This window comes from Pseudomonas sp. FP2196 (assembly GCF_030687715.1).
In the GTDB taxonomy this organism is placed as follows: Bacteria; Pseudomonadota; Gammaproteobacteria; order Pseudomonadales; family Pseudomonadaceae; genus Aquipseudomonas.
In genome coordinates this window covers 1,604,150-1,619,549 of sequence record NZ_CP117445.1, presented here as the reverse complement: position 1 = coordinate 1,619,549, position 15,400 = coordinate 1,604,150, and the positions used below count along the sequence as shown (strand labels likewise).

Below are 15,400 nucleotides of genomic sequence, written 5' to 3'. Positions count from 1 at the left end.
CCGGCGAGTATCGCCGATTGCGTTGCATTGCACACCCGCCATCGAGCGACAGCGCTCTAGATCAATAGTTCACGGACATTGTGCACCGTCATCAACCTGCCATCACCGTGCCACTGCTCTGTCATAAACCATCGCGATACTGGCGCCTGTTTTTAGAGCGCCGGGTTCTACCCGGACACTGTTTTCCGACCTTCAACCGTCGGTTGTGCCCAGGATGGTTCAGCCATCCCTCTCATCTTCGGAGATTGCTATGCGTCTTGCTTCCACGAAAACTGCGGCGGCCCTGTGCGGTGGCCTGTTGCTGGCCATGAGCGTTCCGGCCAGTGCCGCAGTCGACGCCAAACTGCTCGACATGCTCAAGGCTAACGGTTCGATTTCCCAGTCGCAGTACATCGAGCTGCAAACTGAACTGGCCAAGGATCAGAAAGCTCAGCAAATCGCCCAGCAGGCGCAGCAAGAGACCAACGAACAAGTCGCGGCTGTCGCGAAGAAAACCAACGAACAAAGTGCCTTCGACCAGAAGCTGGCCTGGGCTGCCAAGACTCAGTTCAAGGGCGACGTGCGTATCCGTCAGGAAACCATCAAGATCGACGGCGAGCCGAACAACGGCGGCCGCGACAAGGATCGTCAGCGCATCCGTGCCCGTCTGGGTGCCTACACCGAAATCAACCCGCAAGTCGACACTGGCATCCGTATCGCCACCGGCGGCGGCGATGACGCCCGTTCGACCAACCAGGATCAGGACAACTACTTCGACAAGAAGCAGATCTGGCTCGACCTGGGTTACATCGATTACCACCCCGATCAAATCAAGAACCTGCACGTGATCGGCGGCAAGATGCTGCAGCCGTGGGTCAGCATGGGCGATGTGATCTGGGACGGCGACATCAACCCCGAAGGTCTGGCCGTTACTTACAAATACCCATTGGGCAGCAGCGCCGAACTGTTCGGCAGCCTGGGTAACTACAACCTCAAGGACAACGTCGATGGCGACGGCGTGCAATTCCGTCACGATTTGCGCATGACCGCCGGTCAACTGGGTAGCCGCTTCACCATCACCGATAACCTGAAGCTGACGGTGGGTGGCAGTGTCTACGCCTACCAGAACGACGAAGACAGCCGTTGCACCGGCACTTCCACGCCGTGCGCCCTGGCCGTCAACGGCAACTCGGCGAACAACGAGTTCCGCCTGTACGAAGGCTTCAGCCAGGTCGACATCGGCGGTCTGCCAATGCCTCTGTCGTTCTACGGCCAGTACGTGAAGAACAACGATGCCGTGACCGATCAGGACACTGCGTGGCTGCTCGGTGCCAAGTCGAAGGTCTTCGGTTTCAACCTCGACTACAACTATCGTGACGTGCAACGCAACGCTGTAGTCGGCGCCTTCACCGACTCCGACTTCGCCAACGGCACTACCGGTTCGCGTGGTCACAAGTTCAAGGTCGGTTACGACATCGACAAGAACTTCGCCCTTGGCGCGACGTACTACCTGACCAAGGCCGACTTCTCCAGCCGTACACAGCGTGACGCAGACACCAACACTCTGCAGCTGGATGCGGAAGCGAAGTTTTAAGCCACAGAGCAACAGATCTCAGGCGTTGCGCTTCTCATCCGGGCGCAATGTTTGAGGTGTTTCAACAGTCTGGTGCGGTTATGGCGATCCCCATCATCCGTGTGCCTTAACCGTGCCAGCCTGCATTTCCCTCAGGGACTGTCGTCCCGCCGCTGCTTGGCCAGACGCTCGGCCAGCGCATCGACACCCTCTTCGGGTTTTTCCGGCATCGCTTTCAGCGTCGCTTGCATCAGGCGCATCTGGCGAATGAAACGCCGGCAATTGCGGCAGAACATCAGGTGATGACGCACCATCAGTTTTTCTCGAAAGCTGAGTTGGCCATCGAGATAATCGCTGGATCGTGCCACTTGCTCCTTGCAGGTCAACATTCTCCTGTCTCCTCAAAATGCTCCACGGTCGCGAAGACCTTTAAACGTGCCCGATGCAGCAGCACGCGGACATTGGAGAGCGATATCTCCAGAAGATTACAGATCTCTTCCAGCTCCAGCCCCTGACGTTCGCGCAACAACAGCACACTGCTTTGCAGTTCCGACAGGCTCAACAACGTGTGCTCCAGGCATTCGCGCAGTTCGCTTTCGGTCAGCAACGCTTCGGGAGTGTCCTGGTGCCAGGCAAACGGTGCGACCAGCCAGTGGCCGTCGCCGGGAGAGAAGCGGTCGTCATCGAGTGTGCCGTGGGGCGATGGCAGATCATCCATCAGCACTTCGCGGCGATTGAGTTTGTAACGACTTTTCGCCGAGTTGGCGGTAATGGTCAGCAACCAGGTCTTGAGGCTGGAGCGGCCTTCGAAGCTGCCGATATGGCGCACCACGGAAAGCCATGCATCCTGCACCACTTCTTCGACGTGACGCTGGCCGACAATCGCATACGCGACGGCGCGCATTGCGCTTTGATAGGTCGTGACCAGTTCCTTGAAGGCCTGTTGCTCGCCTGCCAGCAGGCGCGCCAGCAATTGGGTGTTGTCAGCAGCCATCCATCGATCCCCTTGTCCCAACTTCGAAAATGAGAACGGCAGGATCTCGCCTGCCGTCATCTCCGAAAATTACAGCGTTCGAGCTGTTTCGGATGTAGGAAAGGTCAGCGTGATTAAGCGGAAATTAAACCGTTTTTCAACGCTTGCGCAGAATCACGCTACCGATCGAGTAACCCGCACCGAACGAACTCAGTACCGCCAGCGAACCGCTGGCCAGATCATCCTGATACTTGTGGAAAGCAATCACGGACCCGGCAGAGCTGGTGTTGGCGTAGGTGTCGAGGATCACCGGCGCTTCTTCTTCGGTGGCCTCACGGCCCAGCAGTTTGCGCACGATCAGGTGATTCATGCTGAGGTTGGCCTGATGCAGCCAGAATCGCTTCACATCGCCGACGTTGAGCTGGTTTTCCTGCAGATGCTCGCCGATCAGTTCTGCGACCATCGGGCAAACATCTTTAAACACCTTGCGGCCTTCCTGCACGAACAGCTTGTCGCGGGTGCCGACGCCCTCTTCCGCCGCGCGGTTGAGGAAGCCGAAGTTGTTGCGGATATTGTTGGAAAACTTGGTCAGCAGTTTGGTGCTGACCACATCGAACTGATGCTTGGATGTTGCAAGGTCAGCGCGCTCAATGATCACCGCAGTCGCGGCGTCGCCGAAGATGAAGTGACTGTCGCGGTCGCGGAAGTTCAGGTGACCGGTGCAGACTTCCGGGTTGACCATCAGGATCGCCCGGGCCTGGCCCAGTTGCACGCTGTTGGCCGCGGCCTGGATGCCGAAGGTCGCCGAGGAGCACGCGACGTTCATGTCGAAACCGAAACCCTGAATGCCCAGCGCTTCCTGGACTTCAATGGCGATGGCCGGGTAGGCGCGTTGCAGGTTGGAACAGGCGACGATGACGCCGTCGATGTCAGCAGCGGTCTTGCCGGCACGCTGCAAGGCTTGCTCGGCAGCGCCGATGGCCATTTGGCAAAGTACCGACCACTCGTCGTTGGAGCGCTCCGGCAGGCGCGGGGCCATGCGTTGCGGATCAAGGATGCCGTCCTTGTCCATGACAAAGCGGCTTTTGATGCCCGACGCTTTTTCGATGAACGCGGCGCTGGATTCGGTGAGGGCCTGGACTTCGCCGCTGGCGATGGCATCGGCGTTGTCGGCATTGAACTGGGCGACGTAGGTATTGAAAGACTGCACCAGCTCTTCGTTGGAGATGCTGTTGGCCGGGGTGTACAGGCCGGTGCCGCTGATGACGACGTTATGCATGCTCGTTTCTCTAATCTGTTCAGGCAGAAAGTGCTGGAACCGTCGTACCAACACACAAAGGGTCTATTCCCATCCGGGGGACGCAAACCTGGCATCGCTTTATTCCGATCCGCGACCGCGCCGAAGGCTCTGGGTCGCGAAACTGGCGTTTATGGTCGCGAAGTTTGCCATAAACGTGGGGTTTTGGCGCCTTTCTCAAGCACACAGCAGATCCCAATGTGGGCGCTGGCTTATGTGGCGAGGGGATTTATCCCCCGATCGGCTGCGCAGCAGTCGCCCAACCCTCCCGCTCGGTCAAACGGGTGAGCTGAGGTCACGATTTTCGGGGCGGCTTCGCCACCCATCGGGGATAAATCCCCTCGCCACAGGTATACCTCCGTGCCTAGGAGGCTTTAGGCCTCGACCTGGCTCCACTGTTTATTCAGGCGTTTGTCGGAGATCGGCACTTTTGTCCCCAACTGCTGGGCGAACAGCGAAACCCGATATTCCTCCAGCCACCAGCGGTACAGCTCAAGCTGCGGATCGCGTTTGCCTTCCTGCGCGTGTTTGGCCGCACGGGTCTGGTATTGCGCCCACAGGCCGGCGAGTTCGCCGCTCCAGACCCGATCCTTCTGCACCTGCGCACCGAGTTTTTCGAAACGCTGCTCGACCGCTTTCAGATAACGCGGCAGCTCTTTGAGCCACTGCATCGGCGTTTCCCGGACAAACCCCGGATAGACCAGATTATTGATCTGCTGCTTGATGTCGTTCAGCGCCACGGCTTGCGCCAAGTCGATCTTGCCCTTGAAGCGTTTTTGCAGACCGTGCCAGAGCTTGAGGATCTCCAGCGTCAAGCGCGCCACGCGCTCGGCGTGCTCGGTCCAGTGGCCGCGTTTACGCTCGGCCAGTGCCGCCAACCCGGCACCGTCACGCGGCAGCGGGTCTTCGCCGTCGAGAATGCAGCTGTCGAGACTGGCCAACAGAATGTCTTCGACCAACGCATCGACACGGCCCAATTCACGATAGAGCAAGCCAAGTTCGGTCTGCCCCGGCAACTTGCCACGCAGGAATTTGGCCGGCTCGGCCAATTGCTGCATCAACAGACGCTGCAAGGCGCGACGGTGCTGGAACTCGGCTTCGGCCGGGGTCGAGAACCGCCCTTCCTTGACCGTACCGCCCTCTTCCACCAGCGCCGGATAGACCGTCATCGACAGCCCGGCGATTTTCTGCTGAGTCTTTTCCGCTACCGGTGCGAAAACATTGGCTTCCACCGGTTGCTGACTTTTCGCGCTCTGCGGCACCGCCAGCGCGGCCTGACTCGCCTCAGCGAAGCGTGCAGTCAGCTCGGCCAGATCCCGCCCTTCGCCAAGGAACTTGCCCTGGCCGTCGACGATTTCCAGGTTCATGCGCAGGTGCCCTTCGACTTGCTGCGCGGCTTCTGCCCACGCCTCATCGCTGACCCGTGCGCCAGTCATGCGCAACAGCTCACGGCCCAGCGCCTGCGGTAGCGAACCCTCGGCGAAGGTCATCCGTTGCAACGCAGCCTTGATGAAGTCCGGCACCGGCACGAAGTTCTTGCGCAGGGCTTTCGGAAGGTTACGCACGAGGGCGATGCACTTGGCCTCGATCAGCCCAGGCACCAGCCATTCCAGACGCTCCGGCGGCAGCATCGGCAACAGCGGCGCCGGCACGCGCAGGGTTACGCCGTCGCGTGGGTGATTGGGTTCGAAGTGATAAGTCAGGGCCAGTTCCAGATCGCCGATGTGCAGCGTGTCCGGATAGTCCCGCGCGGTGACTTCACTGGCTTCGCGGGCCAGCACGTCTTCTTCGCGCATGATCAACAGCTGCGGATCTTTTTGGCTGTTAACGCGATACCAGCTGTCGAAGGTCGCGGTCTGATGAATCTCCGCCGGCAGCCGCGCATCGTAGAAGGCGTACAGGGTTTCTTCGTCGGCCAGAATGTCGCGACGTCGGGCCTTGGCTTCGAGTTCGTCGAGCTGTTCCAGCAGCTGTTTGTTAGCGCTCAGGCATTTGGCCCGCGACTGAATCTCGCCACGCACCAGACCTTCGCGGATAAACAACTCGCGCGAGACCACCGGGTCCACTGGGCCGTAATGCACTGGCCGGCGACCGACCACGATCAGGCCGAACAGAGTGATCTGCTCAAACGCCACGACCTGCCCGCGCTTCTTCTCCCAGTGCGGTTCGAAGTGGTTTTTCTTGATCAGATGCCCGGCCAGTGGCTCGATCCAGTCGGCGTCAATCTTGGCGACCATGCGCGCGTAAAGCTTGGTGGTTTCCACCAGTTCGGCGGTCATCAGCCATTGCGGGCGCTTCTTGCCGATGCCCGATGACGGGTGAATCCAGAAGCGCCGCTGACGGGCGCCGAGGTAATCGCCGTCCTCGGTTTTCTGGCCGATCTGGCTGAGCAGACCCACCAGCACGGCTTTGTGCAGTTTCGGGTAATCCGCCGGCTCTTTATTGAGGCTCAACTGCATGTCGCGGCAGATCAGGCTCAATTGTCGATGGGAATCGCGCCACTCGCGCAGACGCAGGTAATTGAGGAAATTCTTGCGGCACCAGTTGCGCAACGGGCTGGCGGTCAACGCTTGGCGCTGTTCTTCAAAACCGCGCCACAGATTGACCAGCCCGGCGAAGTCGGAATCGACGTCCTTCCATTGCGCGTGGGCCTGATCCGCCGCTTGCTGGCGCTCCGGCGGACGCTCGCGCGGGTCCTGAATCGACATGGCACTGGCGACGATCAGCACTTCCTGCAAGCTGCCGAGTTTCGCCGCTTCAAGCAGCATGCGGCCCATGCGCGGGTCGACCGGCAGGCGCGCCAACTGGCGACCCAACGGGGTCAACTGGCTGTTGCGGTCTACCGCCGACAGCTCTTGCAGCAGGTTGAAACCGTCGCTGATCGCCTTGCCGTCCGGCGGCTCGATGAACGGGAACGCGGTGATCTCGCCGAGGCGCAAATGGAGCATCTGCAAGATAACGGCGGCGAGGTTGGTGCGCAGAATCTCCGGATCGGTAAATTCCGGGCGGCCGAGAAAATCCTCTTCGCTGTACAAACGTATGCAGATACCCGGCTCGACCCGGCCGCAGCGACCCTTGCGCTGGTTGGCGCTGGCCTGGGAAATCGCTTCGATCGGCAAGCGCTGCACCTTGGCGCGATAGCTGTAACGGCTGATGCGCGCGGTGCCGCTGTCGATCACGTAACGGATGCCCGGCACGGTCAGCGACGTTTCGGCCACGTTGGTCGCCAGCACCACGCGACGCCCCGGGTGCGACTGGAAAATCCGCTGCTGTTCGGCCGGTGACAGGCGCGCGTACAGCGGCAGAATCTCGGTGTGTTTGATCTGGGCTTTGCGCAGCATATCCGCGGCGTCGCGAATCTCGCGCTCGCCGGGCAGGAACACCAGCACATCGCCGGGGCTGCGGCGTTCGCTGCGCTCGTATGCGGCGATTTCGTCGAGGGTGGCGAGAATCGCCTGATCCACGGTCAGGTCGTCTTCGACGCGGTTGCCTTCTTCGTCCTGTTCCAGGGTCAGCGGGCGATACCAGGTGTCCACCGGGAAGGTGCGGCCGGAGACCTCGACAATCGGCGCGTCATCGAAGTGCTTGGAGAAACGCTCCAGATCGATGGTCGCCGAAGTGATGATGACTTTCAGATCCGGGCGACGCGGCAGCAGGGTTTTCAGGTAACCGAGCAGGAAATCGATGTTGAGGCTGCGTTCGTGGGCTTCGTCGACGATGATCGTGTCGTAGCGTTCCAGATAGCGGTCGTTCTGGGTTTCCGCCAGCAGGATGCCGTCGGTCATCAGTTTGATCAGGGTGTTGGAATCACTCTGGTCTTCGAAACGCACCTGATAGCCGACCAAGGACCCCAGCGGCGTGCCGAGTTCTTCGGCAACCCGGCTGGCTACGCTGCGCGCCGCGATCCGCCGTGGCTGGGTGTGGCCGATCAAACCGTGCTGGCCGCGACCGATTTCCAGACAGATTTTCGGCAACTGCGTGGTTTTACCCGAGCCGGTCTCGCCGGCAATGATCAGCACCTGATGCTGTTCCAGGGCCTTTTTGATTTCGTCACGCTTGGCCGCAATCGGCAGGCTGTCGTCGTAACGAATCACCGGCAGACTGGCCTTGCGCGCCAGCACTTGGTCGCAGGACGCCTGCATGCGCGCCACCCACTGGGCCAGTTTGGCCTCGTCGGGTTTCTTGCGCAGCTCAAGCAACTGCCGCCGCAGCCGGTGACGGTCGGCGAGCATGGCGTGGTCGAGGTTTTTCAGCAGTTTGTCGATGGAGGGCGATTCGTCGGTCATCAGGTACGCAATTCGGTCGTCTAGTGGCGCAGGGGGGCGATTGTCGCAGATTTACCCTCAATTGACCTGCCTCCCCTGCAGGAGCTGCCGAAGGCTGCGATCTTTTGATCTTGTTTTTCAAAAGCAAAATCAAAAGATCGCAGCCTTCGGCAGCTCCTACAGGGGGTTATTCGTTATCCAGGCCTTTGCGCCGATAAGGGAAGACATCAATGACTTTCCCCGCCCGAATCGCCTCCTGCAAGCTCTTCCAGTAATCGGCGTTGTACAACTCGCCATGCAACTGATCGAACAACTTGCGCTGCCCCGAATCGGCAAACAGAAATGGCGGAAACTCCTCGGGGAATACATCCAGCGGCCCGATCGAATACCACGGCTCGGACGCCATTTCATCCTCCGGCGTACGCGGCTGCGGGATGTGGCGGAAGTTGGCCTCGGTCAGAAAGCAGATCTCGTCATAGTCATAAAACACCACACGCCCGTGCCGGGTGACGCCGAAGTTCTTCAGCAGCATGTCGCCGGGAAAGATGTTCGCTGCCGCCAGTTGCTTGATCGCCAGCCCGTAATCCTCCAGCGCCTCGCGCACCTGCGCATCGTTGGCGTTTTCCAGGTACAGGTTCAGCGGGGTCATCCGTCGCTCGGTCCAGCAGTGGCGGATCAGCACGGTGTCGCCTTCCACCGCCACCGTGGACGGCGCGACTTCAAGCAATTCTTTAAGGCACGCCGGGTCGAACTTGCTCAGCGGAAAGCGGAAGTCAGCGAACTCCTGGGTATCGGCCATGCGCCCTACCCGGTCGACACTTTTCACCAGGCGATACTTCTCGATCACCGTGGCACGGTCGACGTTTTTCGACGGCGAGAAGCGGTCCTTGATGATTTTGAAAACGGTGTTGAAACCCGGCAGGGTGAACACGCTCATGACCATGCCGCGCACGCCGGGGGCCATGATGAACTGGTCGTCGGTGTTAGCCAGGTGATTGATCAGCGCCCGGTAGAACTCGGACTTGCCGTGTTTATAGAAGCCGATCGAGGTGTACAGCTCGGCAATGTGCTTGCCCGGAAGGATCCGCCGCAGGAAGCCGATGAACTCCGCCGGCACCGGCACATCCACCATGAAATACGAGCGGGTGAAGGAGAAGATGATCGACACATCGGCTTCGTCGGTGATCAGCGCGTCGATCTGAATCCCGCGACCTTCGCGGTGCAGCAGCGGAATCACCAGCGGCCACTGTTCGTCACGGGTGTAGATGCGCCCGACCAGATACGCGCCCTTGTTGCGGTACAGCACCGAAGAAAACAGCTCGACACTCAGTTCCGGATCCTTGCACACCCAGTCCGGCAGGTTCTCGCGCAGTTGTGCTTCGAGCCTGAGCAAGTCGCCCGGCAAATCGGCGTAATCCTCGCTGAAGCGGTAGTCGGCGAAAATGCTTGCAAGCATCCCGGACAATTGGCCTTGCGGCTTGTACGTACGGGTTTGCGCGGCCCGGGCGCGGCGCAGGCTCGGCCGGGTGGTGTGGATGAACATGCAGCCGTCGCTGATCAGGTCATGGCTGAACAGCCCACAGAAAATCGAGTTGTACCAGGTCTCGGACAGCTCATCGTCGAAGCGCAGGTCGATAACACTGATGTAGGCGCTTTTCACCAACGGCCAGCAACTGACGTCCATCAGCGTTTCGTCGTCGAAATACTCACGCAGCCGGGCGATGGTTTCGCCGACCTTTTCTTCATAGAGGTTGATCCGCGCCGCCGACGCCGTCTGAATCTCCTGCCAGCGCGCCTGCTCGAATCGCTCCCGGGCGCCGTCGGTAATCCGGCGGAAATGCTCGCGATAGTCGTCGAAGCCAGCGAGGATCATGCGGGCGATGTCGGTGGCTGGCCATGGCTGCGGCATAGATGAAACCTCTGCGTGCATTCGGAATGCTTGAGCTTAGCCACGGAACCGGCCTGAGGAGAAGTGCAATTTCTGCCAAAACCGCGTCGTGGTTGCACACGGCTGGGATTATTGGTTGCCGGCGTAAACAATGGACCGGTCAGACCCAAATTAAATGCCCGATTAGCGGTTGCCATCGTTAAGGCGCTCGGCAACACTCTCGTCCCGATCAAGCAAGGAGCACCACCGTGAGCCCCGTCGATATTTTCCGCATGCTGTCGCTGGCAGCCATCTGGGGCGCGAGCTTCCTGTTCATGCGCATTATTGCGCCGGTGATCGGCACCATTCCGACGGCGTTCTTCCGTGTGTCGATTGCGGCCGTCGGTCTGCTGGTGATCCTTGGGCTGATGCGGATCAGCTGGGATTTCAAGGGCAAGCTGAAAACCGTGATGTTGCTGGGCGTGATCAACTCAGGCATTCCGGCGACGTTCTATTCGGTGGCGGCGCAAGTGCTGCCGGCGGGTTACTCGGCGATTTTCAACGCCACCACGCCATTGATGGGCGTGCTGATTGGCGGGTTGTTCTTCAGCGAAAAACTCACCGTCGCCAAGCTGACGGGCGTGTTTCTGGGGTTGTTCGGCGTCGGCGTGCTGACGCGCGCAGGTCCTGTGGCCTTCGATCTCGAACTGCTGATGGGCGCCTTCGCCTGCCTGCTGGCGACCACCTGTTACGGCTTCGCAGGATTCCTCGCGCGACGCTGGCTGGATCAGGCCGGCGGGCTGGACAGCCGCTTGTCGGCACTGGGCAGCATGCTCGGGGCGACTGTGTTCCTGTTGCCGCTGTTCGGTTACAGCGTGATCACCTCGCCACCGGCCAGCTGGGGCGGCTGGAATGTCTGGCTGTCGCTGCTTGGGCTGGGCCTGGGTTGTACGGCGTTCGCCTACATCATTTACTTCCGTCTGCTCAGCTCCATCGGCCCGGTGAAGTCGATGACCGTGACCTTCATGATCCCGGCGTTCGGTGTGTTGTGGGGGGCGCTGTTGCTCGATGAGCCGTTGTCGATGGCGCATCTGTATGGCGGGGTGTTGATCGCACTGGCGTTGTGGCTGGTGTTGAAGCCGGCGGTGGTGAAGTCAGCTGAGGTGGCGGCCCGTTAGCACAGCGTGCAACTGAAATTGCCATCGCGAGCAGGCTCACTCCTACAGGGAAATGCGTTCCAACTGTAGGAACGAGCCCGCTCGCGATGGCGTCAGTTCAAACAACGCCAATCACAACGCAGCCGCACTCACCTCCCCATCCACCAACCGCCGGATCCCCAGCGGATTAGCGTCCTGCAACGCCTCGGGAAGCATTGCATCCGGGTAATTCTGGAAACACACCGGCCGCAGGAACCGATCAATCGCCAGCGTCCCCACCGACGTCCCGCGCGCATCCGAGGTCGCCGGATACGGCCCGCCATGCACCATCGCCTCGCACACTTCGACTCCGGTCGGGTAACCGTTAAACAGAATCCGCCCGACCTTTTCCTGCAACTGTTCAGCCAGCCAGCGGTACTCCAGCAACTCCCCCGCCTCACCGATCAACGTCGCCGTCAGTTGCCCGCGCAAACCTTGCAGCGCTTGCGCCAACTGCGCCTGATCCTCCACTTCAATGATGATGGTGGTCGGGCCGAAGACTTCTTCCTGCAACAACGCATCGCCGTTGAGCAACAGGCTGACGTGTGCCTGAAACACCTGCGGCTGAGCCTGATTGCCTTGCTGCGGATGACCGGCCAGGTGCGACAACCCCGGATGCTCGTGCAATTCGCCAAGGCCTTTGCTGTAACTGGCCAAGGCGCCGGCATTGAGCATGGTCTGCGCCGGTTGGCCATTCATGTTGGCGCAGAAGCGCCGGACAAACGTGCTGAACTGCGGCGAACGCAAACCGATCACCAGACCGGGATTGGTGCAGAACTGCCCGCAACCCAGCGTCACCGAACCGGCCAGTTGCGCAGCAATCTGCTCGCCGCGCACGTCCAGCGCCTCGGGCAGCAAAAACACCGGATTGATGCTCGACATCTCGGCGAACACCGGGATCGGTTGCGCGCGGCTCGCGGCCATCTGGCTCAGGGCATTGCCGCCCTTGAGCGAACCGGTGAAACCCACGGCCTGAATCGCCGGATGTTTGACCAGCCATTCGCCGACTCCGCCGCCGTACACCATGTTGAATACACCGGCAGGCATTGCGCAGCGTTCGGCGGCACGGATGATCGCGTCCGCCACCCATTCGGCAGTGGCCATGTGGCCGCTGTGGGCCTTGAACACCACCGGGCAACCAGCGGCCAGCGCAGAGGCGGTGTCGCCACCGGCAGTGGAAAACGCCAGCGGAAAGTTGCTCGCGCCGAACACCGCCACCGGGCCGAGGGCAATGCGGTATTGGCGCAGATCCGGACGTGGCAACGGTTGACGCTCAGGCAACGCCCGATCAATCCGTGCCCCATAGAAATCCCCCCGCCGCAGGACGTTGGCAAACAGCCGCAACTGGCCGCTGGTGCGCCCGCGCTCGCCTTGAATACGCGCGGCGGGCAAAGCAGTTTCGCGGCAAACGGTGGCGACGAACTCATCGCCGAGATCATCGATTTCATCAGCAATCGCGTCGAGGAATGACGCGCGTTTTTCCGCGCTGAGGTTGCGGTAAATCGGGTAGGCAGCGGCGGCGGCTTTGGCAGCAGCGTCCACCTCGGCTTCGGTGGCCTGGACGAAATGCCCCGGCAGCGCCTCACCCGTTGTGGCGTCGAGACTTTGCAACGGCACACTGCCTTGGGCGCTGCGGCGGCCGCCGATGTAGTTGTGACCCAGTAGCGATGTCATGGCAATTCCTCAAACAATTGGGCGTTACAGCGCACGTACCTGACCGATGGCCAGCGGCTGGGCGCTTTCGCCGATGCCGTTTTCCAGCGGCGCGCCGAACGCGTCGAGGCTGATCTGGAAACGGTCGCCGGGGCGGGTCTTGATAGCGTCGGCAAACGACAGCGTGGCGGTGCCGAAGTAATGCACATGGACATCGCCGGGACGCAGAAACTGCGCGTATTTGAAGTGATGGAATTCGAGGTTGGCGAGGCTGTGGCACATATTGTCTTCGCCACTGAGGAACGGCTTCTCCCACAGCACTTCACCGTCGCGCAGGATGCGGCTGGTGCCAGACAGATCGGTGGGCAACGCGCCGACCCGCAACTCCGGGCCGTAGGCGCAGAAGCGCAATTTGGAATGGGCCAGATACAGGTAGTTGCGCCGTTCCATGACGTGGTCGGAAAACTCGTTGCCCAGTGCATAACCGAGGCGATACGGCAGACCGTCATCGCCGATCACGTAGAGGCCGGCCAGCTCTGGCTCCTCGCCCGCGTCTTCGGCAAACGGCGGTACCGGGAAGTCCGCGCCGGGGCGTACGACGATATTGCCGTCGCCCTTGTAGAACCATTCCGGCTGCGCGCCGACTTCACCGGCCGCCGGTTTGCCGCCCTCGATGCCCCACTTGAAGATGCGCATGGTGTCGGTCATGCCCGCTTCGACGGCGCCGTCCTGCTGGTGCATTTTGTCCCGGGCCGAGGCGCTGCCCAGATGGGTCAGGCCGGTGCCACTGATCAGGCAATGCGCCGGATCTTCATGATCCAGCGGCGGCAGGACGCGACCCTGTTGCATCAGCTCGGCGTATTCGGGGCCACGCTCAGTGCCGCGCAGGGCGACTTGCTCTTGCAGACCGTGGCTGGCACGAATCGCCGCCAGCGCCAGTTCGCGGGTGCTGACGGTGTTGCGCACGACGTGAACCTGCGTGCCCTCGACGAGCCCGACGTGGCGCTGGCCGGCGGTGTTTTCAAATTGAATCAGGCGCATGTGCGGCCTCCGGAAATGCATGGAGGGCGCCGCCCGCAGGCGACGCCCGTCGGATCACTCGATGATGTTGAAGTCGCTCAAGTATTCATCGGAGATTTCCAGGCCCAGGCCCGGCGTGTTGTCGTCCAGCTGGATATAGCCGTTGACCGGTTGTGGCTCGCCCTTGAAGACGTAGTAGAAGAGTTCGTTGCCGACTTCGACGTCGAATACCGGGAAGAACTCGGCCATCGGCGAGGCAGTAGTGGACATGGTCAGGTGGTAGTTGTGCATCTGCCCGGCGTGGGGGATCACCGGCACCGACCAGGCCTCGGCCATGGCGTTGATCTTGCGCGCGGCGGTGATGCCGCCGACGCGGTTGGTGTCGTACTGGATCACGTCGACGGCACGGCGCTCCAGCAGGTCTTTGAAGCCGTAGGAGGTGAATTCGTGCTCGCCGCCGGAGATCGGCATGATGCCCATCTTTTTCAGCTCGATGTAGCCTTCGATGTCGTCGGCAATCACCGGCTCTTCCAGCCAGCGCGGTTCGAACTCGGCCAGTTTGGGCAGCATCCGGCGGGCGTATTCAAGGGTCCAGCCCATATAGCACTCGAGCATGATGTCGATGTCCGGGCCGGCCAGTTCACGCAGGGCGCGCACTTGTTCGATGTTCTTGCGCATGCCGGCCGGGCCGTCTTTCGGGCCGTAGCCGAAACGCATTTTCAGCGCGGTAAACCCCTGGTTCAGATAGCCCTGCGCCTCTTCAAGGAACAGGTCGAGGTTGTCATTGGCGTAGAGCTTGGAGGCGTAGGTCCAGATCTTTTCCTTGGTGCGCCCGCCGAGCAGTTTGAACACCGGTTTGTTCACCGCTTTGCCCATGATGTCCCAGATGGCGATATCGATGGCCGAGATCGCCGCCATGCCGATGCCTTTGCGGCCCCAGGCATGGCTTTGGCGGTACATCTTCTGCCAGATGTATTCGTTGTCGAACGGGTCCTCGCCGATGGCGATCGGGGCGAGATAGGTGTCGATGATTTCCTTGGCCACACGGGGTGCCAGGGCGCAGTTGCCGATGCCGACCAGACCGGTGTCGGTTTCGATTTCCACCACCAGCCAACCGTGGAAACGGAACGAGCCCATGGCATCACCACGCTCAAAAAGGATATCGCTAGCGTTGGTGCAAAAGTGCGCCTGCGGTGGCACGACTTTGCCTTTCCATTCGAAGACGCGGGTACGGATCGCTTTGATTTTCATGAATACGGTTTCCTTGCGCTGCCGGTTTCTTGTAGTTGTTAGAGTCGCTGCGCAGAACCGTTCGTGTGGCCGGTACCGGGCATTCGATGGACCGACTTTAGCCAGCGCCCGGGGACTGCGGATAATCACTTATGCGTATCCGGCGATAACCTGCGGTGATCGCTGAACGCGGTTTATGTCCAGATAGGGTTATCAGGGCTGCACACAAAAAAACAGGAGCGAGCCTGCTCGCGAAGAGAGTGTGTCAGTCGACATTGATGCTGTCTGACACACCGCTTTCGCGAGCAGGCTCGCTCCCACAGGAGATGTGATGTTGTTCTGAAGAT

Annotated in this window: 10 protein-coding genes; 2 read left to right on the top strand and 8 right to left on the bottom strand. The window is 60.7% G+C overall.

All coding sequences use genetic code 11. From position 1 onward, the window contains the following. Positions 1–250 precede the first annotated feature (250 nt). Positions 251–1,573 (top strand): putative porin, encoded by a 1,323-nt coding sequence (locus tag PSH79_RS07300; protein WP_305441938.1) that lies wholly within the window; start codon positions 251–253, stop codon positions 1,571–1,573. A 131-nt stretch (positions 1,574–1,704) separates the two neighbouring features. On the opposite strand, the gene PSH79_RS07295 is transcribed toward PSH79_RS07300, so the two are convergent. The 5 genes from PSH79_RS07295 to aceK form a co-directional block, all read right to left on the bottom strand. After that, positions 1,705–1,941: an anti-sigma factor gene (locus tag PSH79_RS07295; RefSeq protein WP_305441937.1), complete on the bottom strand. Its 237-nt coding sequence runs from the start codon at positions 1,939–1,941 to the stop codon at positions 1,705–1,707. Continuing rightward, positions 1,935–2,546: an RNA polymerase sigma factor gene (locus PSH79_RS07290; protein WP_305441936.1), complete on the bottom strand. Its 612-nt coding sequence runs from the start codon at positions 2,544–2,546 to the stop codon at positions 1,935–1,937. Before PSH79_RS07290 ends, PSH79_RS07295 begins: the two co-directional genes overlap by 7 nt. 136 nt (positions 2,547–2,682) lie before the next feature. Further along, positions 2,683–3,804 carry a beta-ketoacyl-ACP synthase III gene (locus tag PSH79_RS07285; protein WP_305441935.1) on the bottom strand — a complete coding sequence of 374 codons (1,122 nt, stop codon included), beginning with the start codon at positions 3,802–3,804 and terminating at the stop codon, positions 2,683–2,685. A gap of 392 nt (positions 3,805–4,196) precedes the next feature. Then, a complete protein-coding gene (gene hrpA, locus PSH79_RS07280) occupies positions 4,197–8,108 on the bottom strand; it encodes an ATP-dependent RNA helicase HrpA (RefSeq protein WP_305441934.1) in 3,912 nt (1,303 codons plus the stop codon). 166 nt (positions 8,109–8,274) lie between these two features. Further along, positions 8,275–9,996: a bifunctional isocitrate dehydrogenase kinase/phosphatase gene (gene aceK / locus PSH79_RS07275; RefSeq protein WP_305441933.1), complete on the bottom strand. Its 1,722-nt coding sequence runs from the start codon at positions 9,994–9,996 to the stop codon at positions 8,275–8,277. A gap of 227 nt (positions 9,997–10,223) precedes the next feature. On the opposite strand from aceK, the gene PSH79_RS07270 reads away from it, so the two are divergent. Continuing rightward, positions 10,224–11,132 carry a DMT family transporter gene (locus tag PSH79_RS07270; protein ID WP_305441932.1) on the top strand — a complete coding sequence of 303 codons (909 nt, stop codon included), beginning with the start codon at positions 10,224–10,226 and terminating at the stop codon, positions 11,130–11,132. A gap of 111 nt (positions 11,133–11,243) precedes the next feature. On the opposite strand, the gene PSH79_RS07265 is transcribed toward PSH79_RS07270, so the two are convergent. The 3 genes from PSH79_RS07265 to PSH79_RS07255 are packed head-to-tail and all read right to left on the bottom strand — an operon-like array spanning position 11,244 to position 15,074. Then, complete coding sequence (locus tag PSH79_RS07265) at positions 11,244–12,824, bottom strand: aldehyde dehydrogenase (NADP(+)) (RefSeq protein ID WP_305441931.1); 1,581 nt, start codon at positions 12,822–12,824, stop codon at positions 11,244–11,246. Between the two features lie 24 nt (positions 12,825–12,848). Then, positions 12,849–13,844 (bottom strand): AraD1 family protein, encoded by a 996-nt coding sequence (araD1, locus tag PSH79_RS07260; RefSeq protein ID WP_305441930.1) that lies wholly within the window; start codon positions 13,842–13,844, stop codon positions 12,849–12,851. A 54-nt stretch (positions 13,845–13,898) separates the two neighbouring features. After that, entirely contained in the window at positions 13,899–15,074 is a 1,176-nt protein-coding gene (locus tag PSH79_RS07255) for an L-rhamnonate dehydratase (protein ID WP_305441929.1), read from the bottom strand. Positions 15,075–15,400 lie beyond the last annotated feature (326 nt).